Raw genomic sequence first — 26,608 nt, 5'->3', positions numbered from 1 at the left:
GCGGTGGTTTTTTAAGATGCTTCTTCATTACTAAAAACTGCGGGTGATATTTTTGTCGACAAATCAGTTGAAATGGCTTAGTTATCTTACTTGCCTTATCATGTTCCTCGCTGTACTAGGGGGAGCGGTTGTAACGAAGACTGGATCGGGATTGGAATGCGGAAATGAATGGCCGCTCTGTCATGGGAAATTGATTCCGGCCTATACTGTAGGTTCGATGATTGAATACACCCATCGCTTGTTTAGCGGATTGGCAGGGTTATTGTCACTTGCCTCGATGATTGCCTTTTGGCGTTATGCTCGAAATCGGCGGGACTTGTTAGTATATGCATTCATGACGTTGCTGTTTGTAATTGTTCAAGGTGGTATGGGAGCGCTTGCAGTGATTAAATCCCAATCTGCTGCTGTAATGGCACTACATATGGGCTTTTCTTTGATCGCTTTTTCAAGTTCTCTAATGCTGGCTCTAGGAACTAAAAGGCGACATGAAGCAGGTGAGTACGATCCTAAGATGGAGCTTCAGAAGAAACCCGTCAGTAAGGCTTTCCGCAATTTAACCTGCTTCACGGCCTTATATTCCTATGTTGTTGTTTATATTGGAGCCTTTGTTAGTCATACGGATTCGCGCGGTGGATGTTCTGGCTGGCCGCTCTGTAACGGTGAATGGGTACCCGAGCTTTCCGGGGGAGTAGGTATTGTTTTTACGCACCGGATTGCGGCTTTGATCTTATTCATTCTTACTGCGGTGCTTGGACATTTAGCTTTTTGGAAACATAAGGATTACCCAGAGCTAAGAGCTCTTGGCGTAGCGGCTGTTCTGCTGTGCTTGATGCAGGTATTTAGTGGAGCTGCTGTTGTTTACACACTAGATAATGAAAGATTGTACATATTTGCCGCTTTGGCTCATATTTTGTTGATCGCTAGTTTGTTTGGTGTCTTATGTTATATGAGTGTAAGAGTCTGGCAGCTGAATCGTGCGAGAAATGTAGTTGTTGAAAAAAATCCAACGAATCAAATGACACCGTTGTAACACCCTTGGTAGAAAGTTCCCACCGTGGATAGAGTCGCTTTACCTGCGGAATAATAAAGTGGAAATCGGTATATCGTGGTGCTGGACAAAACTTTAGGAGGACTGGGATATGCTGCGGGTTATACTTGGAGAGCCGCCTCGAAAGAACAGCGGTGTATTGGCTGACGCGATGGAGAACATGGCCACATTTGCAGCCTTACTGCGCAAGGAAATGAACGCTCATGAGGATAATGACCATGAATACCGCAAGCTGGAGATTTGGACACGTGGACTGATCTCCTCATTGGATGAATTGGAGCAAAGCTGGTTCGCAGCTGCTTTTTACCGGAAATCGGTAATCGCTGGTTATATGGACGATATGTCACCAGTGGAACAAGGCGATTATGCGCGGTATGTTTATTTTTATAAAGATGGATTTATTCGTGTGTTCTCTCTTCTGGACAAGCTTGGAACGGTACTGAATCATTTTTATGACCTCAAAACCTCCAAATTAAAAACGCACTTTTCTTATTTTACAGTACTGCGTCAACTTCAGTTATTGAATGTGCATCCTGCGCTAGCGGATCAACTGGAACAGATCAAGAACTCTTATCGTGATCCACTGGAGAATCTACGCAAGCGCAGAAATGCTGAAATTCATTATATGAATTCCGAAATGCAGGATGATTTATGGCAGCGACATCAAGGCTTGCATGACAAAATTCAGCTTGAGGATTTAGATAGCCATCTTGAGGATTTAAAGCAGTCCCTTGAAATGAACTGTAAAACATTAATCGCGGCATTCAGCTACAGCAATGAACAGCTGCGTAAGGAAATCAGCAAGGCAAAGCGTGTACAAACCTAAGCGTTCAAGATATTTCCTTTTGACAAAAAAGAAGAAACTTACTATACTTATGCTTGCATTAAAGTCTGTACGAATTCAAATATAAAATTTCATACTCTATATCTTATCGAGAGTGGCGGAGGGATAGGCCCGATGAAGCCCGGCAACCGATTTGTATACAGCGCGATTAGCGTTATGTACAAATGTCATGGTGCTAATTCCTACAATGACGCAAGGTTTGTGGTCGTTGGCAGATGAGAAGGCATTGTCTAAATAAACACACAGAGCCTCTTGCGATCTGCATCGATCGTCGGAGGTTTTTTTGTATGGAATAAGTGAAATATAAAGGGGGCGACGAGCGTTGATTAATCTAAAAGGAATAACAAAGGTATATGGAAAAGGCAGCCATGCGGCTACAGCACTTTCCGGATTGAATTTGTCTATCGAGAAAGGTGAAATATTCGGAGTTATTGGCCATTCTGGAGCGGGGAAAAGTACATTGATCCGTTGCATTAATCTGTTGGAGCGTCCGACAGAAGGGGAAGTTTGGGTAGATGGCATTGAACTAACTAAGCTTACTCAAGGTCAGCTGCAGGAACAGCGGCGCAAAATTGGGATGATTTTTCAACATTTCAATCTGCTATCTTCTGCGACGGTGTACGATAACATTGCTTTTCCTCTGCGACTCACAGGCACCTCGAGAGCAGATATTGATACTAAAGTGAAAGATTTGCTTGCCTTAGTGGGGCTTGAAGAACACCGGGATAAATATCCCTCCCAATTATCAGGCGGACAAAAGCAGCGGGTCGGCATCGCACGGGCACTTGCCAGCGACCCTGATGTGCTGCTGTGTGACGAAGCAACCTCTGCGCTTGACCCACAAACGACAGACTCTATTCTTAAGCTATTGCTCGATATTAATAAACGATTCCATCTTACCATTGTGCTGATCACTCACGAAATGCACGTGATTCAGAGCATCTGCGACCGTGTTGCGGTCATTCATGGTGGTGGTATCGTTGAGCAAGGTAAAGTTACGGAGGTATTCCTGAAGCCGCAGCATGAGGTCACTCGCGATTTCATTCGCAGTGAGTCACAGAATGAGGGACCCCTTCGTACGGCGCTTGACGCTGCTGCTGGGGACAACTCTCAGGCCGTCAAAATTACTTTTTTCGGAGAGAAGACCTACGGCTCTGCACTTTCCAATGTAGTACGTGAGACAGGTGTTAGCTTCGCCATTCTGCATGGTACCATCTCAACGATAAAAGACGTACCTTATGGACAAATGATTGTTCGGTTCGAAGGTCCAGCTGAAGCGATCGCTGTGACGATAGCCGAACTAACCGCTCAAGGCCTTGAAGTGGAGGTGATTTCGTAATGAATTTCGCAGACTTAAACTGGCAAGAAATGATGGATGCTACAGTTGCTACCTTGCAAATGTTAATATTCTCTGGATTGTTCACAATTATTCTTGGTTTACCACTCGGAATTGTATTGTATTTATGGGGAAGATCGAATAGTATAGTAATCAGAGTAATTTACTCGGTCTTATCGTTCGTCGTAAACATCCTACGTTCGGTACCGTTTATCATTTTGATGGTAGCATTAATTCCATTTAGCAAAGCCGTTGTTGGAACTTCCATCGGAGTACTCGGTACGATTCCACCACTCGTGATTGGTGCAGCTCCATTCTTTGCTCGCTTGGTGGAAACGGCATTAAGAGAAGTGGATCGTGGAGTAATCGAAGCGGCGCAAGGGATGGGAGCATCCACGAATCAGATCGTTATGCGTGTTCTTTTGCCAGAGGCTCGTCCAGGTCTGCTCGCTGGGGTTACGATCACACTGGTTACACTGGTCTCCTATACGGCAATGTCCGGGATGGTAGGCGGCGGCGGGCTAGGGGATCTAGCGATTCGTTACGGATATTACCGATATGAGAAGGAAGTTATGATTATCTCTGTAGTCTTGATGGTCATACTGGTGCAACTGCTACAAATGGCCGGTGATCGACTAGTACGACATTTCACACGGAAATAAGGTACGTCCATATATAGCCTTATTCATACAAATACCAAGGATAAGAGGGGGATTTAAAATGAAAAAATTACTACTTACTTTTTTTAGTCTGACACTGGTTGTGGTGCTGGCTGCTTGCGGCAATAACAATAATGCTTCTAACTCGGCTGCTACTAATGCACCAAAAGATGGTGCTGCAACTGAGTCACCTGCAGAACCTGTAAAATTGGTGGTTGGTGCTTCACCTGTTCCGCACGCTGAGATCCTAAAAGCTATTGCTCCATTGCTTGAAGCGCAAGGAATTAAATTAGAAATCAAAGAATTCACTGACTATGTTCAACCAAACGTTCAGCTTTCAGAGAAGAATCTGGATGCTAACTTCTTCCAACATCAACCTTACCTGGATGACCAGAATCAAAAGAACGGTTCGGATCTAGTTTCTGTTACAGCCGTTCACGTTGAACCTTTTGGTGCTTATTCCAAAAAAATCAAATCCATCGACGAGCTGGCTGATGGTGCGAAAGTTGCCATCCCGAATGATGCTACAAACGGTGGTCGTGCACTGATCCTGCTTGCCAAAAATGGACTGATTTCTTTGAAAGATGATACCAACATCACATCTACCCAAGCAGATATCACTGAAAATAAGAAAAACCTTAAAATCATCGAGCTAGATGCAGCAATGTTAGGTCGTCAATTGGATGAAGTAGATCTTGCCTTGATTAACACTAACTATGCTTTGGAAGCTAACCTAGTTCCTACTAAAGATGCTTTGTTCATTGAGGGTACGGATTCCCCTTACGCTAACATCCTGGTAGCTCGTCCTGACAATAAAGATTCTGATGCAATCAAAAAGCTTGCCGCTGCACTGAATTCTCCAGAAGCTAAAGCTTTTATTGAAGAGCAGTACAAAGGCTCGATCATTCCAGCATTTTAAGACAGAAAGCTAACTTAATCTCTAATACAGCATAAAACCCGCTGCCTAACGGCAAGCGGGTTTTATGCTGTATGTTGTAGGGGAAGTGTAAATCCTCTATAATAAGAAAATCCCGATCTCCTGAAGAGGAGGATCGGGAATGATATTGAATGGGATTAGAATACTTGCATAACTTCTTGTACGCCTTCTACTTCTTCAAGAAGGGCGCGTTCAATCCCGGCTTTCAAGGTGATCGTGGAGCTTGGGCAGCTGCCGCAGGCACCCATAAGTTTCAACTTAACGATGCCGTCTTCTACATCGACCAGTTCAACGTCGCCGCCATCGCGTTGCAGGAACGGACGAAGCTTATCCAGCACTTCCAATACTTCATCATACATTTCGGTGCTTTGTGCATTCTCACTCATTTCTCAATCACTCCTTTCATAAGTTCATTATAGTACAAAAAGTTAAAAAATAAAATGGTTAGGCGGAATAGGGAGATCATCATGAGACCAATTATTGAATTTTGTGCCAGTAACATGGGTCACGGAACAGACAAGCTAATGCATAAGCTGGAGGAAAATCCAGATTACGATGTGATCGAATACGGATGCCTGAACAATTGTGGGGAATGTTATTTAACTCCCTTTGCCATGGTTGAAGGTGACATCGTTGCTGCAGATACGGTTGCCGAGCTAGAAGAGAAAATTGATGCTAAAATCAAAGAGCTAGAGGCTTGGTTCAACATGGACCTTGACTAAATGCTTTTTGTGGAAAATAAAGGGCTGCTCTTTTTCGTATTTATAACGGAAAAGAGCAGCCCTTAGGTTTATCCTAAAGTGCGTTTTGACATCCAGAGCACCCCGCTCTTAAGGATACGGGGAACCCGTCCTTTGACGGAGCGTTGGCCCATCAGACCAAATCCAGCTTTCTTGCCTAGCGAGCCTAAGGTACCCTTTAGACGAATAGGATGAAGCTTAGGGGTCTCGCCGCGCCACATGGCTTGAATAACCTGAGCAACCTGCTCACCCTGCGCTCCTGCGGCTTGTGCGCTTGGAGCGAATGGCAGGCTGGCACAGTCGCCAATTACATACACTTCTGGATAATCAGGTACACGATAATATTCATCCAGAATGATTCGTCCTCCGCGATCCTTCGGGACTGTTAATTCCTGAACAACCTTCACCGGTTGGATCCCCGCGGTCCATACCGTAACATCTGAAAGAATTTCCTCTGTACCGTTAAAAAGCGCATCTTTCTCTACATGGGATACGGAGACACGTCCGAGTGTCTGTACTTGATGGTGGTGAAACCATTCCTCCACGTATTGTGACAGCTTCGCAGGGAAGGCAGATAAGACACGTTCACCGCGATCCAGAATAGCAATATTAAGATCTGGTCGGCTCTCCCGAAGCTCTGCCGCCAATTCCACTCCACTTAGTCCTCCGCCTACAATGTTTATTGTTCCATAAGGCTTCACATCGTTTAAACGTTGGTAAGTTTCGCGTGTTCCTGCAAAGGTCTGGATACTGCAAGTATATTGATCAGCTCCAGGGATGTTATGGTAATTGTCGGTACAACCTAGTGCAATGGCAAGTATGTCATAAGACACAGTCTCGTCAGGCTCCATTGTAACGATTCTACTCTCCAAATCAATGGAACTCACCTCACCGTAACGGATAGTGAGACGGGGATGAACCGGAAACTGGATCCGCAAGTGATAGTCAGTTACTGTACCTGCGGCAAGCGCATAATATTCCGTTTTGATTCCTTGATAAGGCATTCGGTCAATTAAGATAATTTCAATATCCTGTGGAAGGTGATTATTGAGCAATTCTTGAATTAGGGCCAAGCCGCCATAGCCGCCGCCCAGAACGAGTAGTGTTCTCATGCTGACCGAACTTCCTTTCCAATATAGGATAACGGATCTAGGTAGTCTTTTATTCGTATACCTTTATCGCATTGTAGAACGTGTCGCGTTCTACTGGAATTCGTCCAGCACCTTTTACTAACCAGATCAATTCATCGCGAGTGAGGCCTTCAGGTGTTAAGGCACCAGCCGCATGGCTAATGCGTTCTTTAAGAATAGTACCATGGACGTCAGAAGCACCGAAGTTCAGTGCAACTTGAGTAAGCTGAGGACCGATATTAATAAAGTACGCTTTGATGTGATCGAAATTATCCAGCATCAATCTGCTGATCGCAATCGTCTTCAGATCCTCATAAGCGGAGTTGCGGCGCATAATCCCTGCATTCTTGTTCTTAGGCTGCATAGATAATGGAATGAATACCATAAAGCCATTGGTTTCATCCTGTAGATCCCGGATCTGCATCATGTGCCGGATACGATCTTCATGAGATTCAATCGAGCCGTAAAGCATAGTTGTATGTGTCTTCATGCCAAGCTGATGTGCTGTTCGGTGAACTTCTAGATATTCTTCCACATTAGCCTTATCTACACGCATTTTTTTACGGTATTGATCGGATAATATTTCTGCGCCACCACCAGTAAGCGTCTTAAGTCCTGCAGCACGCAGCTGCTCGAGTACCTCACGAATACTCAATCCGCTAATTCGGGTGAAAAAATCGATTTCGGCTGCAGTGTACGCTTTTAAGGTTACCTCAGGGAAACGTTCATTCAAGGCTTTTAAAGAATCCACGTAATACTGGAAAGGAACCTTGTCATTATGACCGCCTACGATATGGAATTCGCGCACACCTGGATGAATATGCTGTTCGACATATTGCACCATTTCCTGACCGGAAAGGGTATAAGCACCCTCTTCTCCATCATCTTTGCGGAAATTGCAGAATGCACAGTGAGATTCGCAAACATTGGTGAAATATAGACTCATGTTTTCGATAAAATATACCCTGTTGTTGTTCTTTGCAAGATTGACTTCATTTGCTAATTGGCCAATCGTAAGTAGGTCGTTACTTTGACATAAATAAACGCCATCTTCTAAATTCAATCTTTCGCCGCCGCGAACTTTTTCAATAATGTTCATCATTCGGGCGTCTGTTTGGGGGGTGAAAAGAGTAGACATATAATAAATTCCTCCTGAAAGTTTTACGGGGTCCATTGCCCGCAGATAATTCCCAGACTTACCCAGACGGTAGCTGTTCATTCATGAAAATAAATCGGAGGTTTAGCCTCCGTGACAAATTTCCGAATTTTTACTTATGTTTGCCTACCTTATTATAAACCTCTCTTATAAGGGGATCAACAGCTGGATATGGATGGTTTATTTTGGTGTGGCAGGTCAAGCATAAGGCAGTTGTGACTTGAGGGTAATGGAATAGTCGGTTATACTGAGTTTATTAAGTATATATTTTTAAGAAAGTAACTTTTGACCGGAAGGTCCCTTAAACATAAGTTTTTCTGTTGAAGTAAGTTTAATTTATAGGAGGATATGATCATGATTAATATTAGCGAAAAGGCAGCAGAACAATTAAAGGCGATGCTTGCTGAACAAGAAGTGCCGAACATGTTCCTCCGTGTTGGAGTAACGCCCGGCGGTTGTAGTGGATTCTCTTACGCTATGGGCTTTGATGATAATGAAACCGATCAGGACGTATATATGGACATCCAAGAAATGAAGGTTGTCGTGGAGAAAGAGAATCTTCGTTACCTTGATGGTCTCGAAATTGATTTTGAAGAATCCGGCATGACAGGTGGCTTCACCATTAATAACCCGAACGCTACTGCAACCTGTGGCTGTGGCTCAAGCTTCCGTACAGCTACGGATGCTGGAAAACCGAACGAAGAGCCTTGCTAATCGCGACGTTACGCCTTCAAGTCCCATGTTGAGTTCTACAACAGGGGCTTGGAGGCTTTTTTTATTCTCAATGACAAAAGTCATCACAAGGAGCTCTAAGCATGCTAATTAGGAAATTAAACGCAGAAGAACAACCACCCTTACATTTGTTGTTATTAGCCGATCCTTCCCTAAGTCTTGTTGAAGCGTATTTAAAAAGAGGGCAATGTTTTGTAGCTGAAGTGGAGATTTGCATTATAGGTGTCTATGTTTTGCTACAAACGAGACCTGAGACAGTGGAGCTAGTGAATATAGCCGTTGATGAGAATCGGCAAAGTAAAGGGATAGGAAAACAGTTGGTGTATCATGCGATTCAGAATGCGAGATTACTTGGTGCGAAGACGATTGAAGTGGGTACGGGAAATTCTAGTGTAGGACAACTGGCTCTTTATCAGAAATGTGGATTTAGGATTACCGGAATCGATAGAGATTTTTTTATCAGACATTATAGTGAAGAGATTGTTGAAAATGGGATCAAGGTAGTGGATATGATCCGTCTTACGCTAGATATATGAGTGACATACAAACAAAAGCCCTCCGATGGAATTCCTCGAGAGGGCTTTTGTTTGTTCCTGCGTACAATTAGGCTGGAATAATAAACTTGTAATTAATCATAAACACGATGAGCCCTGCGGCTCCAAGGGAAAAGGCAATACAGCCAGCACCCAGTGCTCTGCGTCTGTCTTTAATGAATTTAAAGCCAATAGCGCAGATCAGTATAGTCGTTCCAGCCAATACGATGGACATCCCAAGCATGGCCACCCAATATAATACCTCGAAAAACTGAGCCATTCCGAGCCCTCCCCGCGCTGTTTTTTAGCGAGCCTCTAATTCATTATTATATAGTAGGAATTGAAAATGTAACCGCTATTAATAATACAACGATTTTGAAGATTATTCTAGTTATAGTGAACTCATCCATTGCGATTTAGATGTCGAATGTTCAGAAATGAGGTTCTACAAAATCTGCAATCTAACCTGCGAGGTTGAGAATGTTGTCGATACAAGCTCTAAGCCCTTTTTGCTAAGAGCTTCCTCCTACACGGACAATCATACAAGAGGGTGGGGCCTTTTCTGAGTAATGTATAGGGTAGGCTGGAATGTGAAAGGAGGGAAAGGACGATGTCGGGAAGACAATTGGCTAGCAAATGGTTGAAGACAGAAGCATTGCTCAGTGACGCGAGGGTTTCTCATTATATACCAATGACGAGGGTGTATTCGGCTGACTCACTGTTAGCCATGCTCCGGAGATACGGAAATGTTGTTATTAAACCAATAGTTGGCGGTGGAGGTTACGGTGTAATTAAAGTGTTTCGGGATAGTCGAGGTTTTGGATTTACTTATATGGACAGAACTCGAATTTACAAGGACTTTAGATCCATGAGACGAGCGCTTCATTTCGTCAAGGTTAGACGTAAATATTTGATTCAACAGGGGATTTCTCTCGCCAGAATTGGTGGGCGTCCTATTGATTATCGGGTCAAAGTAGTGAGAAATGGCGGTGTTTGGGAGTTTCGCTCTATGGTGGGAAGATTGGCCCGACCTGGCCTGTTCGTAACTAATTTATGTAAAGGAGGCACGATGCTTTCTTGTCGAGAAGGACTTCGCAGATCCTTGCCTCGAATTAAAGCCTCAGCGAAGAAAGCAGAAATGCGCAGGCTGACGCTCGTATGTATCGAACTGATGGAGCGGCATTTCCCTGGAATAGGCGAACTGGGTTTTGATTACGCCGTGGATTATTCAGGTAAAATATGGATTCTGGAGGTTAATACAAGACCTCAGTAAATTAACAAAAATTTTAGAATTGACGATAATAGAGTAGTAAGATAAAATTGCGTTTAGTTGCGTTCTTTTGGGGTAAATTATATTGTGATTTATTTACAATAAAAATATATTTTTAGCTGTATACAAGTGGTTCAGTCCTGTGTATAACTATTATCCCCATATTCCACTGTGCAGTTATCACCTTTGTAACGCTTACGCACATATTATACACAGGATTTCCACATGTACTTGTGGATAACACGAACGCTTGTTCGAAAAATGATAGTTTGATATGATAGATTCAGATCCAAATACAGGAAAGGTAGATGAACGTTATGGTTGAATTGTCCGATGAGATGCTTCTAGACTCTTACCATAGAGCGATAGAACTGCAACTAGAGCATGATTTCATCGCTCTTCTACTCGTTGAGATTCGCAAACGAAACTTACACTCTCCAGTTCATGCGGTTCTTCATTAAAAGAGCGCAAAGTATACCTTTGTAGCAGGCTACATATAAATAAACCGCGAGTCACAAACATAAAAGGGTATCCTGATAGGCTAGTATTGATAGGCCTGTCAGAATACCCTTTTTTATTGTGGTAGATAGAATTAGAGTTTCATATTACTACTGTGTCCTGGTGAAAGCTTGGCTTCCGGATCGATGTAGACTTTTGCATTATTCACAGCCGTTGGGGCTTCGCCGAATCCTACAGCAATTAGCTTCAGCTTACCTGGATATGTGGTGATATCGCCGGCTGCAAAGATTCCCGGAATACTCGTTTCCATACGTGAGTCAACGACAATGGAGTTCCCTTCAATATCGATACCCCACTCTGCAATGGGTCCCAGAGAGGAAACAAATCCGAAATTGACGATTACACTGTCGACTTCGATTTCTTGTGTTTCCTTGGTCTTGATATGAGATAAGGTAACCTTAGTAATAAACTCGTCACCATGCAGTTCTGTAATTTCAGTAGGTGTAATTACGTTAACTTTGGAAGCCATCAGATTCTCTACGCTGTGCTCATGCGCACGGAATTTATCCCGGCGGTGAATCAGGGTTACTTGCTCCGCGATCGGTTCCAGCATTAGTGCCCAGTCTACTGCGGAATCTCCACCACCGCTAATCAGAACTTTTTTATCTTTAAAGGCATTTAAATCATTTACAAAATAATGAAGGTTGGCTTTTTCAAACCGTCCTGCGTCTGGCAGTTCTAAACGACGAGGTTCAAAAGCGCCTACGCCAGCTGTAATGATAATAGCTTTACTGTGATATTCTGCTACATCGGTTGTAACTACAAAATGGCGTTCGTCCCGTTTCTGAACAGAAATTACTTTCTCCTCCAGCCGGATATTCGATTGGAACATATCCATTTGCCGTGTCAGGTTGTCAACCAATTCTTGTGCAGTTACTTTTGGAAAACCTGCTACATCATAAATGTATTTTTCAGGATAAAGTGCAGCAAGTTGTCCTCCCAATTGGGGCATACTTTCAATAAGTGTTACTGATGCCTGACGCATCCCACCGTAAAATGCGGCAAACATGCCAGCTGGACCGCCACCTATGATTAAAAGGTCGCTCATAGGAACGCCGGATTGCTCTTGTGTCACGGGATATTACACCTCCGAGTTGATATATTCATTTTGCCATACTTGTATTCTTTCTTATTATAAACATTGTGACACATACCTGCAAAGAAAGACTTTAGAACACAATAAGAATGTGACGTTTTTTAGTATTTTAATGTTTGATTAATAGTACACTAAGGTTTACAATGGATATGGTCAATTTAGAAATCCTTTAAGTTTGATTGGAATTTCTTCTAAATATAAGTGTATAAATTCACAAAAAGGACCGTACATTGTTTCAATAAAAAATACAAAGACAGATTTACCTCTTGGAAGGAGCCGGAACATGAGTAGTATTCCCAAAATCGTAATCTTAGGCGCGGGCTATGGGGGTATTTTGACCGCACAGCGCTTACAGAAGGCTTTGAACTATAATGAAGCGGATGTCACGCTCGTAAACCGTCACGAGTACCACTATTTTACTACCCATCTACATATGCCTGCCGCGGGTACAGATAGTATTGAACACACTCGGGTGTCTATTTCTAAACTAATCGATGAATTCAAGATCGATCTCGTTAAGTCATCTGTTCAGGAAATTCGTACCCAGCAGAAAAAGATTATTTTGGAGGATGGTACTCTTTCGTATGACTATCTCGTCATTGCTTTGGGCGGAGAGCCTGAAACATTCGGTATTCCAGGACTTGATAAATACGCACTGACGATCCGGAGCATCAACTCCGTTCGTTTGATTCGTGAACATATTGAGTATCAATTTGCCAAATATAAGAACGAGAACAATGCTCAGGAGCATATCAATTTCGTAGTCGGTGGTGCCGGCTTTAGCGGAATTGAATTTGTGGCCGAATTAGCTGACCGCATCCCTGGGTTGTGCAAAGAATTTGACGTTGATCCAAGCATGGTAAATATATATAACATAGAAGCTGCTCCAACAGCTCTGCCTGGATTTGCTCCTGAACTTGTTGAGTATGCGATGAACTTGCTCACTAAGAAGGGTGTTACATTCAAGATGGGCGTTGCGATCAAGGAATGTCTACCAAACGGTGTAATTCTGGCATCAGGCGAAGAGATTAAGGCTTCTACAATTGTCTGGACAGGCGGAATTCGAGGGAATCGTCTGATTGAAGCTGCAGGATTTGAAGCTATGCGTGGACGTGTGAAAGTAGATGAATATTTACGTGCACCAGGCCAAGACAATATCTTCATTATTGGAGACGGCTCCTTGATGATTAACCCAGAAGGGCGTCCTTATCCGCCAACGGCACAAATTGCTATGCAACAGGGAGAGTGCTGTGCACATAATTTGGTGGCTGCGATCCGTAATCAACAACCCAAGAAATTCGCATTCAGCAATAAAGGAACAGTAGCTTCTCTAGGTAAAGGTCAAGGGATTGCTGTAGTTGGCAGCAAAACTTACAAGGGCTGGACTGCAGCTCAATTGAAAAAAGTTGTGGATATGCGCTATTTGTTCATTATCGGTGGGATTCCGCTGGTTCTGAAAAAAGGAAGATTCTTATAAGATGCGTCACTGCAGCGTGCAGGTGCGTGGATTGCTGACCCGAGAAGAATTGGACCGATATAACGGACTGATTGAGGTTGGATCTTATCTGGAGGATCAGAATCAGTACGATCTAGCGTATGTTGTTCAAAAGGAAATTGATCTGCTCATTCTCCCTGGCATTGAACGCTTAAAGGAAAAAGGGCGAGCGCGTGACAGGGCTACGGCTGAATATTTGGAAAGTCTGCGTGATGATGAAGATGACAGCGAAGAGGATGAGGAAGCAGGAACTTCGTTATAGCATTTAAAAAGGGTGAGTCTCCATAAAGATCTGGAGACTCACCCTTTTTATTATTACAATTACAATTTAAGCATTTCTTCAAAAGAATCCTCAGTCAGCAGGTTGCCGACATAGAAAGGTCCGAATTCGCCGTAGCGAGCACTGACTTCGTCAAAGCGCATTTCGTAAACCAGCTTCTTGAATTGCAGCGGATCTTCAGCGAACAGGGTTACGCCCCATTCCCAATCATCAAAACCTACGGAGCCGGTGATAATTTGTTTCACCTTACCCGCATAACCACGTCCGATTAATCCGTGAGAAGCCATCAGCTCCCGACGTTTATCCATATCAAGCATATACCAGTTATCGGCGAGCTCGCGTTTCTTGTTCATTGGATAGAAGCAAATATGCTTCGCTTGCGGCAAAACAGGTTTTAGACGTGCGATAACATGCGGATTCTGCATAGGATCACTACCATCGCTGCCCCCCGCAAGGTAATTGCTTAATTCAACAATACTTACGTAGGAATAGGCTTTAGTTGTATATTGAGCAAAAGCGATTTTGTTAAAGGCCGTCTCAAGCTGGTTCAGATCTTCCAAGCTTTCGCGCAAGAACATCATTACGAAATCGGCCTTCTGGCCAACGATGGAATATACCGCGGAGCTGCCTTGTTTGGCTTCTTCGACAGGACTCCATTCTTGCATAAAAGCATGTAATTCTTCCAGAGCAACGGCACGTTCTTCATCATCTGCTGCCGTCCATGCGGTCCAGTTCAGTGAGCGGAAGTCATGCAATGCATACCAGCCTTCCAGTGTCATAGCGGCTTCGTTCATGATCTCACTCCTTAAAAGTTTTACGAAGCATAGGCTCCGCTTGAAATAACATCGCGTAAAACTAACATCGGAAGCATACGCTTAGTTTTACGAAGCATAGGCTCCGCTTGAAATAACATCGAGTAAAACTAGCTACGAAGCTCCTGCATCATAGACTATGTATGATTTATTAATCTATATGCATTGTATCGCAATCAAGTTGCTTAGAGCAAATGATGACATTCCGTTGTAAGAGTATTAGACCTAATTTTGAATAAAGTTCATTGCTTCGTGACATTTTTTCTAGTAAACTTACTACTAGCTCGTATAAGATGTGCGCTTCTTTATAGAAAGGGGTAGTGACGGTAAGATGGGGTTTATTCCAGTGTTTATCCTAACCGTTTTATTCTTTGTGATGATGTTTGGTATTGGATTTATTCTTAACATGTTAATGAAGACAACCTGGTTTCCCGCTTATCTATTCGTACTTATTATTCTACCCGTCGTAGTCTATTCCATTTGGGATAGAAGCGCGATGTCGCTCTGGGAGCATCTCTCCAGTTTCCACTTTGTTGATTACTTAACTGGTGTCGCTGGTCTTGCAGGTGCTATATTGAGTGGATGGACCATTCAAAAACTGCGCTTTGGCGGTTACAAGATGTTTTAAAGATTTAATCGGAAGACCTGCGGCTCTGATGTGAGAGTCGTTTTTTTGAACATATAAGCTTTTAGTTCTACGCTAAGAATCAATTTTGAAATTCAGCGAGAAACGGAACCTTCCTCTTCCAGAGGACAGCGAAGCCGTTTCTTCTTGTTTAATAGAGGTAGATAATCGTATGAAAAAGCTGATTATATAGCGAAAAGAGTCGGAATTGGTAGTTTATTTACATTTCCGGCGACGTTTTTTATGATAGAATAGAATCCTGTATGAATTCGTGAAAACAAGGGGGTATCCGTAGATGCGCATGAGTAACTTACATCATTTCACCGAACATCATCGGTACTGCGTTTCCCGCGAATTTGGTCTTAGTGTTATAGATGGACGTATGCTTAGCTCTGTGTATCAGCCTATGGTAGGAGCTTTTGCAATCAGTTTCTATCGCTTGCTGGTTGAACATGTACCAGCAGATAGCATTGGCTATTCTGGAGTGGAGCAACAGCGCAGATTATTTATGACGCTAGGCGTTGAACCAAATGAGAAAGGCCGCAAATATTTAATAGATCAGGCTTCCCGTTTAGAAGCGGTAGGTCTGCTACAGACCTGTCGAATCTATGTGCCGGAAACCGATGATTACTTATATGAATATGAGCTTATGCCGCCGCTATCGCCAGCTGACTTTTTTGCCACTCAGCATTTGACGTTGCTGTTACGCGATAAAATCGGCAAATTTGCTGTGCTGTCCTTACGGGAACAATTCTGGAATCGAGAGCCAGAAGAATGGAGTCGCAGATCCATAGGCAAAGAGAATATCTCCGTGCCTTTTTATGATATTTTTCAACTTAATACACATGTCATTGATTATGAGCTGGAGCAGGCACTTGCAGAAGTAGCCACTGTGCGTCAGCCTGGTATGCGTGAATCTGGAGAACAAGCGATTGGATATAGTGATATTATTTTGCGTTTTCCAAGGGAATCCGTGAACCGGGCTCATGTAGAAAAACTGCGTTTTGACCATACTCAAATGGGTGTTATTAACTATGTAGCTCATAAGTACGAACTCAGTCCGCAGGATTTATGTCGTCTGCTGGATGAAGATGGCGTGTTCTCACCGGATGGCGAGGTTATTCTGGATGCACTGCAATATAAAGCGAGCCAGCATTTCAGGCAGGATATGAAACGACAAGAAAAGCGTGAAGTTGCTGCTGCTAAGGTTGTTTCCATCCGTTCCAGTGCCTCTGAAGAGAATGATGATTCTATAGCACCACCGGAGCAATCTGTAGAGATGGAGTATTATGTAGAAGTACCACCACAATTTTTGTCCAAATGTGACATCCACCAATATAATATGATGCTGCGGAACGAACCTTATACGCGGCTGCTTCAAACTTTTTTCCCAGGTGCAGTACCCAGTCATTTGATGGATATGTTTGAGAAAATAGATTTGAACTATAAGCTAAGCGGTGAAGTAATCAATGTACTTATTCATTACTTAATGACTATGGTAGCCTCAGGTGGAGAACAGCGAATGAACCGCAATTTTGTGGAGGCTATCGCTTCCAATATGCTGGTTAAACAGGTGAACACCTACGAAAAGGCTGTAAAATATATCAGGGATCAGTCCAAAGTGAAAGGCAAGGGAGCTACAACTAACACGGCGGCAGGATCTCGATCACGTTCATATGCTAAAAATACAGGTCGATCCGCTAAACCGGAAATTCCGATTGTGCTGGACGATGGAAGTGCCGGAACGGTATCGGAAGAGGAATTCGCGGCGATGATGAAGAAAGCGGCAGAAATTAAAGCCAACAAGAAAAAAGGCGTTTCCCAAGCGCCGTAATGAAAGAGAGGTGGAACTATGGAGTCTATGGGCGATGTGCTTCGTTCGATTAACAATCCAACTCTACGGCAGCGTCAACGCGATCTTGAACAGGAGTTATTCAATCATCCACTTGTGAAGGCATTACAGTCTGAACATCCTGAGTTAGATGATTCGCGACTGCGGCTTCATATGAGCCGCCTGTATCAATATGTAGAGGAAAGCCGCCACTGTGCGAACTGTCCGGGTCTAGAGAAATGTCCGAATGATTTCCCTGGTCACTTTAGCAAACTTACGGTCGAGAGCGTGAATGGTTCGGCGGACTTATATGAGCGCAAGACGGCATGCCGGCTTAAAGTGGCACAGGATAATCAGGATAACATCCGCAAACGTATCCGTAGCTTTTATGTGGACGAGCGTGTGCTCAATGGCGGTTATGATGAAATAGATATTATGGGCAAGGATCCACGCCGGGTCTCAGCGGTTAATAAAATATTTGATTATATCACGAGTGTTAAAGAAGAGGGTCTGACCTCGCGCGGGATTTATTTACATGGGACTTTCGGAACAGGCAAAACATTTCTGATGTGTTACTTGCTTCATGAGCTTGCTGTTGCCGGCTATACTGGAGTTATCGTATATATGCCAGATTTTATCGAGGATTTGAAGTCGATCATGATGGACGGCCAGAAGATGAAGGAAACCGTAGATACGTTGAAAAACTGCGATTTACTTATTTTTGATGATATTGGTGCGGAGAACTTGAATCCATGGGCGCGTGATCATGTGCTTGGTGCGATTCTGAATTATCGGATGAACCGTAAGCCAACCTTCTATACCTCAAATTATCCGCTCGATGGGTTGGAGAAACATCTTAGCTTTACGAGCAAGGATGGCGAGGAGATTTATAAAGGTCAACGTTTGATGGATCGTATTGCTCCTTTTGTGGATGTTATTCCACTGCATGGGGAGAATCAACGGGGGACGATTAGATAAACTCGAAATATTCATAACCGTAACATTCAAAAGAGCAGCGTTTCTCCTTTTATTGGAGGATCGTTGCTCTCTGTTTTTTCTTATTTACTCTCAAAAAAAGAAGCCGCCCCCTAAGTAGCATTTACTACTTTTGAGACGGCCTCTGTTTATATTGCGATGATTCCCTTACTCCGAAATGAACTTAATGATAACCATGCCGAAAAAGACAACGGTCATAAATGCAGTCATTCCGAAAAATCCATTCATTAAATCGCCTAGATCATTGCGGGGTTCTTCGTTGATATGTTCTCGTGGGTCCCGTGCTTGCGCGTTGACATCCATAGCTTCTGCCTCCTTACAGGGACAATGCCTGTATTGTTAAGATGCAAATTGAGTTGACCATTATGAAATAAGTCATTGACATTTAATGCGCTTTCTTAGAGTATACCGAAAGGCTGGGGAGATTGTAAAGAAAAGAGTAACGTAAATAAAATTAGTTTGAGAGCAATATAATTGTATGTGATATATAACATATCCCTTAAAGATATGTTATACTGGAATTGTGTCGGTAAGTGGTAATTTGGTTATCATATTACATGAAACAATTTATTAACTTATATTTTCGGAGCAGCTTCCATAAACTAAGCTTTGGTTTAGAGTGGAGTAATGTTTCGTAAAACTTTAGAGGAGGAACAATATCATGGCTATCGTGAACGTGTCTGACCAAACCTTCAGTAACGAAGTGGAAGGTCAAGGTACTGTAGTAGTAGACTTCTGGGCTCCTTGGTGTGGTCCTTGTAAGATGATTGCTCCAATCTTGGACGAATTGTCCGCAGAACTGGGAGACAGCGTGAAGATTGCAAAATTGAATGTGGATGAGAATCCGGAAACGGCTTCCCGTTTTGGCGTGATGAGTATCCCAACCCTGATCTTCTTCAAAGACGGTCAACCGGTAGATAAAGTTGTGGGATTGAACTCCAAAGAATCCCTGAAAAATATCGTAGCTAAACATCAATAATTGTTAAATGCTACTGTTCGGGCCTCGGCCCTGCCGCTCAGCGCCTTCGGTTCATTCCGGAGGCGTTTTGTGTGCTGAATGCCAATTAATTATGGGTCCAATTTAGCTGGAGGGGATCATTTTGGACAATATCCGCAACAAACTGGCTCTATTACCCGACCTGCCCGGGTGCTATCTGATGAAGAATGAAGAAGGCACCATTATTTATGTGGGTAAGGCGAAGGTGCTTAAGAACCGGGTTCGCTCTTATTTTACAGGCAGTCATAATGGTAAAACTCAGCGGCTTGTCGCTAACATTGCTGATTTCGAATATATTGTTACGTCCAGTAACATGGAAGCGCTCATTCTCGAGTGCAATCTGATTAAGAAGCATATGCCGCGTTATAACGTACTTCTGAAGGACGATAAGACATTTCCTTATATCAAAATAACGAATGAAACTCACCCTCGGCTTGAAGTCACACGCCGGGTGATTAAAGATAAAGCAAAATATTTCGGCCCTTATCCTAATGGTTATGCTGCACAGCAAACGAAAAAGCTCCTCGATCGTATGTATCCGCTCCGTAAATGTGGCGTAATGCCAAAGGAGGTCTGTCTTTACTATCACATGGGCCAATGCTTGGCGCCTTGTGAGAAGGAAGTGCAGAAATCTGAGTATGAGCAGATTACGCAAGATATTGCTGCTTTTCTTAGCGGAGGTCATGATGCGGTTAAGAAGGATCTACAGCAGAAGATGCAGGAAGCTGCTGAGGAATTATATTTTGAACGTGCGAAGGAACTGCGGGATCAGATTATCCATATTGATGCATTGATGGAGAAACAAAAGATTAACACCACAGATACTAAAGATCGTGACGTATTTGGTTATGCGGTAGACAAGGGATGGATGTGTGTACAGATTCTGTACATGAGACAAGGGAAGATGATTCAGCGCCACTCCTCTGTCTTTCCGTTCTATGGGGAAGCCTACAGTGACTTTATGTCTTATGTGACGCAGTATTACAGTGATAATCCTGCTCTGCCGCAGGAGATTCTTCTGCCGGATGTGCTTGACGAGGAAGCAGTGGTTGATAAAGAAGCTAAACCGGCGATTGTCATTGCTGCTCCAGCCGAAGAAGATCTACAAAAGGGGGAAGATACCCCTGAATCGCCTGAAGAAGTTGAGGCGCGTGAAATGGCCGCTGCGGAAGCATCAGCAGCAGGTGTCGTTGATGCTGCAGGTGGCGCCTCTATTCTACAGGAGTGGCTCGGCACCAAAGTGCTAGTGCCACAGCGTGGCCTCAAGAAGCAGATGGTCGGTATGGCCTGCCAAAATGCTACAGTCGCAATCGATGAGAAGTTCCGGCTTATTGAACGAGATGAAGTACGTACCTCTGGTGCTGCAATGAGCTTAGGCGAGAGTTTGGGGCTCGAACGCTTAAGCCGGATCGAGGCGTTCGATAACTCGAATATTCAAGGGACTAATCCGGTTTCTGCGATGGTTGTCTTCATTGATGGCAAGCCCGCACGAAAAGAGTATCGTAAATATAAGGTTCGTACGGTGGTGGGTGCGGATGATTATGGAACGATGCGCGAGGTCATCCGGCGGCGGTATGAACGGGTGCTGAAAGAGAACCTGCCGATACCAGATCTTATCGTAGTCGATGGTGGTAAAGGGCAGATATCCTCAGCTATTGATATTCTGGAGAACGAGCTGGGGTTATTCATTCCGGTCTGTGGTCTCGTCAAGGATGATAAGCATAAGACGGCTCAGCTTTTGGTTGGAGATCCGCCAGAACCTGTTGCTTTGGCTCGGGATAGTCAGGAATTTTATCTGTTGCAACGGATTCAGGATGAGGTGCATAGATTCGCCATCACCTTCCACCGTGAACAACGTGGGAAGTCTATGGTTACTTCTAAACTGGACTCCATACCAGGTATTGGCGAGAAGCGGCGCAAGGCGCTGCTTAAGCATTTCGGATCGCTAAAGAAAATTAAAGAAGCCTCCGTAGAAGATTTTAAATCACTTTCTATTGGCGAAAAGCTGGCTAGTCAAATTCTTGAGGCGCTCAAGGATGAAGAGCCAGCGACATAGGCATTCGAAATACTGGAATGATGTATACGTAAATATAAAAAAAGGTGTCACAGCAGTTTTCTGCTGTGACACCTTTTTTAATTATAGGTTTAAATTACAGATGTAGGTTCAACCGGCTTAGGTTCTGATTTTTGCGGTGGATTAAACCGATAGACGATGTAGGCAACTATGAACGGCATGATAATCGCGAAGATACCAGCCCCTACATTCACGCTTTCCTTCATAAAGATCAGCGTAGCGCCCATCAGAATGCTGTCAAACACGACGTGACTGAACATGACGGCAATAAAGCCGTAACGAAGGAAAATATAGCTAAAAAGCAAACCGATCACGGTCAGCTCAATAGGACGGGAACTGATGGGATAGATCGGATACAGCGTATGGCCAAACGCCCAAACCAGCGTGGTGATCAGGCAAGCAATGAACGTGCTACGGAATACTTTTTTCAACATAGGAATTCCGAAAAAACGATAAATGGCTTCCTCGGATAAACCAGCGAGCCATGCAACGATGGGCAGCAGCCAAGCATATCTCATGTTGTAAGGAGATTGAGTAGCGTCAGTAGTGGACCAGTTCTGCAAGGTAAGTGATAATACGATGAACATAAGGGTCTGCACCCCTAGCAGCACGAATGCCCAGACGTATCCAGCCCGGATACTATCCAGAACATATTTTCCATAGCCAGGCTCTTTAGCACGAGGCCATGGGTTCATCCCCTCTTCTTTTTTCCATAGGCCGTCCCCTCCAACTAAAGAAAAATAGAGCAGGGAGGACATTAGGAGGCTATATAAGGCATAAATGATGAACATTATGACGGAAGTTATCTGAGCCTCGAGTCCTTCGCCTGAGGATTCAGGGAGCATATTATAGGTGCTGATCATCATGATTACAAAATAAGCTGAGCTTAGGAATATTCCACGCTTAAAGGAGGTATGTTCTCTTCTAAGTATGCTGTAGATGAGTGCCAGAATTCCTAAAGCTAAAGTAGGCAAACCGTAGCCGAATAAAGTAAACTTTTCCGCGAGAGAGGTCTGGTCCTTTACATAGGAGGTATGCCAGGCTGGAGCGGTGAATCCTGCTTTAAAGCTGGATACCTGTTCGCCAGTGAAATCGAAATAATAGTGTAGTAAGGATTCGCCGATCTGAACGGAACGATCTGTATACACGAGCCCGTAGTTTCCCGTATTCGATTCAATTTGCAGCTTGGCGGGATTTACATCCCATTCCTGAAGCCAGGGACGGGCAAGACTTTCTTTTTGTGCAAGTGATAAGGTAGTACCCTTGTCCTCTTCTTTTGCACTGGTGGATACATTGTTTGGTAATCCGGTACCTGATCCTTCTGCACCTTGTGTGAAAGCGACAACTGCACCAGTATACATATTGAGGTCAACAGAGATCAGTGGCTCTTGTTCCGCTGAAGGACTAAGTGTTACACGAAAGATGTCAAAAGGATATCGTTGATCCAATTTCTTTTTTGTATAGTCCTCCAAAAGCTTCTCGCGGGACATATAACCATAAAAGGAAGAGTCCGTATCGTACAGTACATTCCACTGATCGGTTGGTGCTTTGGTGTAGTTCAGCTTTTGTTCTGCGAATGATATGGCTTTGTCGCGGGCTTCCGCCTTACTGATGACAGTAGTATCTTCCCCGGCAGGGCTATTTAGCACCGAGGGAGCAATCTGAAACATAATAAATAGAATAAGACCGATAATGCCCGAGATGATGAGCCTCTTGGAGAGGGCACGTTGCTGTAAGGGCTGGCCAACGGGATTCATGTAACGCCTCCTTGTAAACTGACAATGTTATGTTCCATTATAGTATTAGTGCCATGATAGTTACAAAAATCATCGTATATTCTTTTTATGGGTAATAGAGATATTATAGAATAGGTAGCTGAATATATACCATGAATTTAAGGTGATTATTTCTTCATTTTTCATGAAAATCGATGCAATTGCAGGGAAAACACGGAAAAGTGATGAGAAAAGGCACTCTTAGTGGTACATCCTCTCCAAACCGCATTTTTCATATGAATCACCATTAATAGTGTCTTTGTGATTTATCGAAATAACATATATAATTTGTATGCAATTGTATATAGCCGAATTTCAGGTGAAAACGGGGGAACCATAAGAAGTAATGAAAAGATGAGTATACGCCATAGGCGTTGTCTTTATTCATCAGGGGTGAATTTCGTTCTAGGAACGAATAGGGCAGCCTGCACAGTCCGAATCCGTCAGCTAACCTCGTAGGCTAATTTACTGCAGGAACCAAGGGTAGCATTGGTTTTCCAGTGCTTTTTTTGTTGGAATTCTTTAAATTTAGATAAGAGGGTGAGCGTAGTGGCTTCACAGTTTCGCAGGGTTTCTGAATCAAAGTTCCTGAAGCTCTCTCCGCCTCAGATTATGGTGCTTGGTTTTGCATCGATCATTCTGATTGGAGCCTTGCTGCTTATGCTTCCCATTTCAAGCACCAGTGGGAATGTTGTGAGTTTTATTGATGCGTTGTTTACTGCAACATCGGCCACCTGTGTGACAGGACTTGTGGTGCTGGACACCGGGACGACATTCACCATTTTTGGGAAAACCGTAATTATGGTGCTTATCCAGGTTGGTGGCTTAGGGTTTATGACAATGGCGACCTTATTTGCCATGATGATGAAACGCAAAATTTCCTTGCGGGACAGACTGATCCTTCAGGAAGCAATGAACCAAGGCTCTATGGAGGGGATTGTTCGACTGATCCGGAGAGTACTTATTTATTCCTTGGTCATCGAAGGCTGTGCAGCGGTGCTTCTGTCCTTACGCTGGGCGTTTGATATGCCACTGGGAAAGGCCATTTATTTTGGAATATTTCATGCGGTGTCTATGTTTAATAATGCTGGATTTGATATTTTCGGGGATTTCCGGAGTTTAACCGATTATGTATATGACCCGCTAGTGAACATCGTGGTGATGTTTCTGATTGTCTCTGGCGGTATTGGTTTTATTGTCATGTCGGATCTGGTGGAGTTTCGTGTCAAACGTAAATTATCTTTGCATAGCAAAGTTGTACTCTCCACCACTGCAGGGCTTATTCTTATCGGCGCTTTGGTTATTTTTATATTTGAATTTACGAATCAGCGCACACTGGGGAATTTAAATTTCGGCGGCAAAATATTATCGGCATTCTTTCAGTCGGTATCGCCCCGAACCGCTGGCGCCAATACGGTGGATATTGCCGGACTGCGGCAAGCCTCACAGTTCTTTATGGTTATTCTTATGTTTATTGGTGCATCTCCAGGATCAACAGGTGGCGGGGTCAAGACTACAACCTTTACGATTATGATTGGTGCAGTAATCGCGATGCTGCGCGGACGTGAAGATGTTGTACTGTTCCGTTACCGATTGGCGCAGGAGCGTATCTATAAAGCGTTGACGTTAACATTACTCGCTTTGCTATTGGTCCTCACGGTGTCGATGTTACTGTCCACAACAGAGGATAGTAATTTCTTAGCGATATTATTTGAGACGACCTCAGCTTTTGCCACGGTGGGACTAACCATGGGGCTGACACCTGAACTGTCTATCTTCGGCAAGATTCTGATCTGTCTGACCATGTTTGCAGGTCGGCTAGGTCCATTAACATTAGTGTATGCGCTTGGACCTAAACAGGGTAAACCATTGTATAAGCACCCAGAAGGTAAAATAATTATTGGATAGGAGTTAATCCGAAATGAAAGCACAGCAATTTGTAGTAATCGGTTTAGGCCGCTTTGGCTCAAGCCTTGCACTTGAGTTGATGGAAATGGGCTACGAGGTGCTCGGCATTGATCACCATGAGGAGCGTGTGGAGGAAATGAGCGATCACCTGACGCATGCGGTAGTGGCTGATGCTACAGATGAAGGAATTATGCGCTCGCTCGGCGTACGGAACTTTGACTGTGGGATTGTAGCGATTGGCGACAATATGGAACGAAGTATTCTGGCGGCGATTTTGTTAAAAGAGATTGGAGTCAAGCAAGTAGTAGCCAAGGCGATCTCGATCCTTCATGGTCGTGCGTTGTCCAGGCTTGGCGTGGACCGGGTTATTTTTCCGGAGCGGGATATGGGCATTCGTGTGGCACATCAGCTCGTGACACCCAATTTGCTGGATTATATTGAACTGTCCAAGGATTATAAAATCGTCGAGCTAACCGTTCCGTCTTGCATGAACGGGAAAAGCTTGTCAGATTTAAATACAAGAGCGAAATATGGCTGCAGTATTGTTGCCCTGAACCGGGAAAGTGGAATTATAGTGGCTCCAACGGCACATGATCATTTGAGTGAGGGCGACGTTATGGTACTCATTGGTTCTAATGAAAGTATTGATCGATTTGAGGATGAAGTTGTAAACCAAGATTAAATAGATAAGCCCTCCGTCCTTTACATGGGACGGAGGGCTTTTTTTAATTAAGGCTGCACGCAGAGGTATGTACTATTTCTCTCGTTCCGTTAGAAACATCTCTTCTGTGACCTGCACGAGGCTGCGGGCCGCTGTGCTCAGGCTCCCATCGTCACGGTAAATCAGGCAGGTAGTTCGCTGAGTCTGCTCCAGCTCCTTAATATGCAGAGAGACCAGCCCACCGCCGTTTAACAGCTGCGGACGCAGATAAGATTTGGGCAGTAACGCTGCCACATTGACTGTCGGCAGCAGCCGCACGATGGCTTCGAAGGAGTCAATCTCCATCCGAACGTCTGGATCAATTCCACAGCGCTGGAACAGATCGTCTGTTAGACGTCGGTACCAGGTGCCTTTGGAGAACAGGATCATAGGCAGTCGGGACAGATCATCCATGGTTAGCTTGGCAGATTGATTCAGAGGATGATGCTCAGAAACAACCAGTCGAAGTTGATCCTCAAACAGAGAAATACAGCGCAGTCCAGGTTCTTGAATAGAGGAAGCGATCAGACCTATATCTGACTTTCCTTCACTGACAGAGGAGACAATTTCATGTGTTCGGCCTGTGATTAGCTTCAGCTCCGCAGTTGGGTATTTCTCCATATATGCGTTAACTAGTGGAGGCAGAGTGGTCTGCAGTGAGGTAAGTGACGCCCCTAAGGTGACGAGCTTAGGCTCGCCTTCTTTGTATTTTGACAAAGCCTCCAGAAATTTAGAGCGCTGCTGCCGTTGTTCAAGTGCGTAGGAATAAGTAAGACGCCCAACCTCGGTTAACTCCAGACGCTTGCCATAACGATTAAATAGCGCGACACCCAGCCGTTCTTCCAGCTTGGAGATTTTACGAGATAGGGCAGGTTGGGACAGATTGAGCTGGCGGGAGGCCCGATTCAAGCTGGAGTGCTCCACAACCGCTGCAAAAACATCTAAATCGTCAAACATATTTATGTTCCTCTCGTAGTGCAATCTATAAACAGTAGTGACGAAATTCATAGCCATGAAGACAATACTTCTTGCTCCATAAGGAAATAAAAGATTTGTCGGAAAATGTTGTTTCTCTAAATGAGAATTATTATCATATAAAATCTATTCTTATGCGT

At 43.9% G+C, this 26,608-nt stretch carries 28 protein-coding genes and 2 riboswitches; of the genes, 19 read left to right on the top strand and 9 right to left on the bottom strand.

The window, feature by feature from the left end; all coding sequences use genetic code 11:
• Positions 1–52: 52 nt before the first annotated feature.
• The 5 genes from PAENI_RS08910 (at position 53) to PAENI_RS08890 (ending at position 4,806) form a co-directional block, all read left to right on the top strand.
• A complete protein-coding gene (locus PAENI_RS08910) occupies positions 53–1,030 on the top strand; it encodes a COX15/CtaA family protein (RefSeq protein ID WP_149645003.1) in 978 nt (325 codons plus the stop codon).
• Positions 1,031–1,139: 109 nt separating this feature from the next.
• Positions 1,140–1,874 carry a Cthe_2314 family HEPN domain-containing protein gene (locus PAENI_RS08905; RefSeq protein WP_076300347.1) on the top strand — a complete coding sequence of 245 codons (735 nt, stop codon included), beginning with the start codon at positions 1,140–1,142 and terminating at the stop codon, positions 1,872–1,874.
• Between the two features lie 100 nt (positions 1,875–1,974).
• Positions 1,975–2,114: riboswitch (SAM riboswitch) on the top strand.
• 100 nt (positions 2,115–2,214) lie between these two features.
• Complete coding sequence (locus PAENI_RS08900) at positions 2,215–3,231, top strand: methionine ABC transporter ATP-binding protein (protein ID WP_076300346.1); 1,017 nt, start codon at positions 2,215–2,217, stop codon at positions 3,229–3,231.
• Positions 3,231–3,890 carry a methionine ABC transporter permease gene (locus PAENI_RS08895; protein ID WP_076285248.1) on the top strand — a complete coding sequence of 220 codons (660 nt, stop codon included), beginning with the start codon at positions 3,231–3,233 and terminating at the stop codon, positions 3,888–3,890. Before PAENI_RS08900 ends, PAENI_RS08895 begins: the two co-directional genes overlap by 1 nt.
• A 58-nt stretch (positions 3,891–3,948) precedes the next feature.
• Entirely contained in the window at positions 3,949–4,806 is an 858-nt protein-coding gene (locus PAENI_RS08890) for a MetQ/NlpA family ABC transporter substrate-binding protein (protein WP_149645002.1), read from the top strand.
• 155 nt (positions 4,807–4,961) lie between these two features.
• Here the strand turns inward: PAENI_RS08890 and PAENI_RS08885 are convergent, their stop codons facing one another.
• The gene (locus PAENI_RS08885; RefSeq protein ID WP_042130899.1) at positions 4,962–5,210 is read right to left on the bottom strand and encodes a NifU family protein; all 249 of its coding nucleotides are present in this window, start codon (positions 5,208–5,210) and stop codon (positions 4,962–4,964) included.
• 81 nt (positions 5,211–5,291) lie between these two features.
• Between PAENI_RS08885 and PAENI_RS08880 the strand changes: the two genes are divergently transcribed.
• Positions 5,292–5,546 carry a YuzB family protein gene (locus tag PAENI_RS08880; protein ID WP_149645001.1) on the top strand — a complete coding sequence of 85 codons (255 nt, stop codon included), beginning with the start codon at positions 5,292–5,294 and terminating at the stop codon, positions 5,544–5,546.
• A 68-nt stretch (positions 5,547–5,614) separates the two neighbouring features.
• Here PAENI_RS08880 and PAENI_RS08875 read toward each other — a convergent pair whose 3' ends face one another.
• Together PAENI_RS08875 and mqnE are read right to left on the bottom strand one after the other, a co-directional pair.
• Positions 5,615–6,676 (bottom strand): NAD(P)/FAD-dependent oxidoreductase, encoded by a 1,062-nt coding sequence (locus PAENI_RS08875; protein WP_042191580.1) that lies wholly within the window; start codon positions 6,674–6,676, stop codon positions 5,615–5,617.
• A gap of 49 nt (positions 6,677–6,725) precedes the next feature.
• Positions 6,726–7,832 carry an aminofutalosine synthase MqnE gene (mqnE, locus tag PAENI_RS08870; RefSeq protein ID WP_149645000.1) on the bottom strand — a complete coding sequence of 369 codons (1,107 nt, stop codon included), beginning with the start codon at positions 7,830–7,832 and terminating at the stop codon, positions 6,726–6,728.
• A 372-nt stretch (positions 7,833–8,204) separates the two neighbouring features.
• On the opposite strand from mqnE, the gene PAENI_RS08865 reads away from it, so the two are divergent.
• Together PAENI_RS08865 and PAENI_RS08860 are read left to right on the top strand one after the other, a co-directional pair.
• Positions 8,205–8,564 (top strand): HesB/IscA family protein, encoded by a 360-nt coding sequence (locus PAENI_RS08865; protein ID WP_149644999.1) that lies wholly within the window; start codon positions 8,205–8,207, stop codon positions 8,562–8,564.
• A 101-nt stretch (positions 8,565–8,665) separates the two neighbouring features.
• The gene (locus PAENI_RS08860; RefSeq protein ID WP_149644998.1) at positions 8,666–9,118 is read left to right on the top strand and encodes a GNAT family N-acetyltransferase; all 453 of its coding nucleotides are present in this window, start codon (positions 8,666–8,668) and stop codon (positions 9,116–9,118) included.
• Positions 9,119–9,185: 67 nt separating this feature from the next.
• Here the strand turns inward: PAENI_RS08860 and PAENI_RS08855 are convergent, their stop codons facing one another.
• Positions 9,186–9,395: a hypothetical protein gene (locus PAENI_RS08855; protein ID WP_042191571.1), complete on the bottom strand. Its 210-nt coding sequence runs from the start codon at positions 9,393–9,395 to the stop codon at positions 9,186–9,188.
• A gap of 330 nt (positions 9,396–9,725) precedes the next feature.
• Here PAENI_RS08855 and PAENI_RS08850 point away from each other — a divergent pair, with 330 nt between their 5' ends.
• Together PAENI_RS08850 and sda are read left to right on the top strand one after the other, a co-directional pair.
• Positions 9,726–10,388 carry a YheC/YheD family protein gene (locus tag PAENI_RS08850; protein ID WP_076285243.1) on the top strand — a complete coding sequence of 221 codons (663 nt, stop codon included), beginning with the start codon at positions 9,726–9,728 and terminating at the stop codon, positions 10,386–10,388.
• A gap of 314 nt (positions 10,389–10,702) precedes the next feature.
• Positions 10,703–10,846 carry a sporulation histidine kinase inhibitor Sda gene (sda, locus tag PAENI_RS08845; protein ID WP_036685584.1) on the top strand — a complete coding sequence of 48 codons (144 nt, stop codon included), beginning with the start codon at positions 10,703–10,705 and terminating at the stop codon, positions 10,844–10,846.
• A gap of 131 nt (positions 10,847–10,977) precedes the next feature.
• Here the strand turns inward: sda and PAENI_RS08840 are convergent, their stop codons facing one another.
• Complete coding sequence (locus PAENI_RS08840) at positions 10,978–11,952, bottom strand: NAD(P)/FAD-dependent oxidoreductase (RefSeq protein ID WP_094877850.1); 975 nt, start codon at positions 11,950–11,952, stop codon at positions 10,978–10,980.
• A gap of 331 nt (positions 11,953–12,283) precedes the next feature.
• On the opposite strand from PAENI_RS08840, the gene PAENI_RS08835 reads away from it, so the two are divergent.
• Together PAENI_RS08835 and PAENI_RS08830 are read left to right on the top strand one after the other, a co-directional pair.
• Entirely contained in the window at positions 12,284–13,477 is a 1,194-nt protein-coding gene (locus tag PAENI_RS08835) for an NAD(P)/FAD-dependent oxidoreductase (RefSeq protein ID WP_042130890.1), read from the top strand.
• 1 nt (position 13,478) lies between these two features.
• Positions 13,479–13,757, top strand: coding sequence for a hypothetical protein (locus PAENI_RS08830; protein ID WP_042191567.1), 279 nt, complete (start codon positions 13,479–13,481; stop codon positions 13,755–13,757).
• 59 nt (positions 13,758–13,816) lie between these two features.
• On the opposite strand, the gene hemQ is transcribed toward PAENI_RS08830, so the two are convergent.
• A complete protein-coding gene (gene hemQ / locus PAENI_RS08825; RefSeq protein ID WP_042191564.1) occupies positions 13,817–14,569 on the bottom strand; it encodes a hydrogen peroxide-dependent heme synthase in 753 nt (250 codons plus the stop codon).
• Between the two features lie 349 nt (positions 14,570–14,918).
• On the opposite strand from hemQ, the gene PAENI_RS08820 reads away from it, so the two are divergent.
• From PAENI_RS08820 to dnaI, 3 genes are all read left to right on the top strand, one after another.
• Entirely contained in the window at positions 14,919–15,215 is a 297-nt protein-coding gene (locus PAENI_RS08820; RefSeq protein ID WP_042130887.1) for a YuiB family protein, read from the top strand.
• Positions 15,216–15,507: 292 nt separating this feature from the next.
• Positions 15,508–17,046, top strand: coding sequence for a replication initiation and membrane attachment family protein (locus PAENI_RS08815; RefSeq protein WP_042191562.1), 1,539 nt, complete (start codon positions 15,508–15,510; stop codon positions 17,044–17,046).
• An 18-nt stretch (positions 17,047–17,064) separates the two neighbouring features.
• Positions 17,065–18,021: a primosomal protein DnaI gene (gene dnaI / locus PAENI_RS08810; protein ID WP_149644997.1), complete on the top strand. Its 957-nt coding sequence runs from the start codon at positions 17,065–17,067 to the stop codon at positions 18,019–18,021.
• Positions 18,022–18,186: 165 nt separating this feature from the next.
• On the opposite strand, the gene PAENI_RS08805 is transcribed toward dnaI, so the two are convergent.
• The gene (locus PAENI_RS08805; protein ID WP_143759540.1) at positions 18,187–18,342 is read right to left on the bottom strand and encodes a YqzM family protein; all 156 of its coding nucleotides are present in this window, start codon (positions 18,340–18,342) and stop codon (positions 18,187–18,189) included.
• A 358-nt stretch (positions 18,343–18,700) separates the two neighbouring features.
• On the opposite strand from PAENI_RS08805, the gene trxA reads away from it, so the two are divergent.
• Together trxA and uvrC are read left to right on the top strand one after the other, a co-directional pair.
• Positions 18,701–19,018, top strand: a complete 318-nt coding sequence (gene trxA / locus PAENI_RS08800; protein WP_042130884.1) for a thioredoxin — start codon at positions 18,701–18,703, stop codon at positions 19,016–19,018.
• 121 nt (positions 19,019–19,139) lie between these two features.
• A complete protein-coding gene (gene uvrC / locus PAENI_RS08795; RefSeq protein WP_316502764.1) occupies positions 19,140–21,092 on the top strand; it encodes an excinuclease ABC subunit UvrC in 1,953 nt (650 codons plus the stop codon).
• Between the two features lie 89 nt (positions 21,093–21,181).
• On the opposite strand, the gene PAENI_RS08790 is transcribed toward uvrC, so the two are convergent.
• Positions 21,182–22,867: a CPBP family intramembrane glutamic endopeptidase gene (locus tag PAENI_RS08790; protein WP_149644995.1), complete on the bottom strand. Its 1,686-nt coding sequence runs from the start codon at positions 22,865–22,867 to the stop codon at positions 21,182–21,184.
• 314 nt (positions 22,868–23,181) lie between these two features.
• Positions 23,182–23,363, top strand: a riboswitch (cyclic di-AMP (ydaO/yuaA leader).
• Between the two features lie 134 nt (positions 23,364–23,497).
• Here PAENI_RS08790 and PAENI_RS08785 point away from each other — a divergent pair.
• Positions 23,498–24,793: a TrkH family potassium uptake protein gene (locus tag PAENI_RS08785; protein WP_149645076.1), complete on the top strand. Its 1,296-nt coding sequence runs from the start codon at positions 23,498–23,500 to the stop codon at positions 24,791–24,793.
• Between the two features lie 13 nt (positions 24,794–24,806).
• A complete protein-coding gene (locus tag PAENI_RS08780; protein WP_042191554.1) occupies positions 24,807–25,475 on the top strand; it encodes a potassium channel family protein in 669 nt (222 codons plus the stop codon).
• Between the two features lie 72 nt (positions 25,476–25,547).
• On the opposite strand, the gene PAENI_RS08775 is transcribed toward PAENI_RS08780, so the two are convergent.
• Positions 25,548–26,450, bottom strand: a complete 903-nt coding sequence (locus PAENI_RS08775) for a LysR family transcriptional regulator (protein ID WP_149644994.1) — start codon at positions 26,448–26,450, stop codon at positions 25,548–25,550.
• Positions 26,451–26,608: the final 158 nt, after the last annotated feature.

Origin of the sequence: Paenibacillus sp. B2(2019) (genome assembly GCF_008370385.1) — a bacterium.
Lineage (GTDB): Bacteria > Bacillota > Bacilli > Paenibacillales > Paenibacillaceae > Paenibacillus_AQ.
Note: the sequence above shows the minus strand (reverse complement) of the source record. Positions and strands in the feature narration are given on the sequence as shown.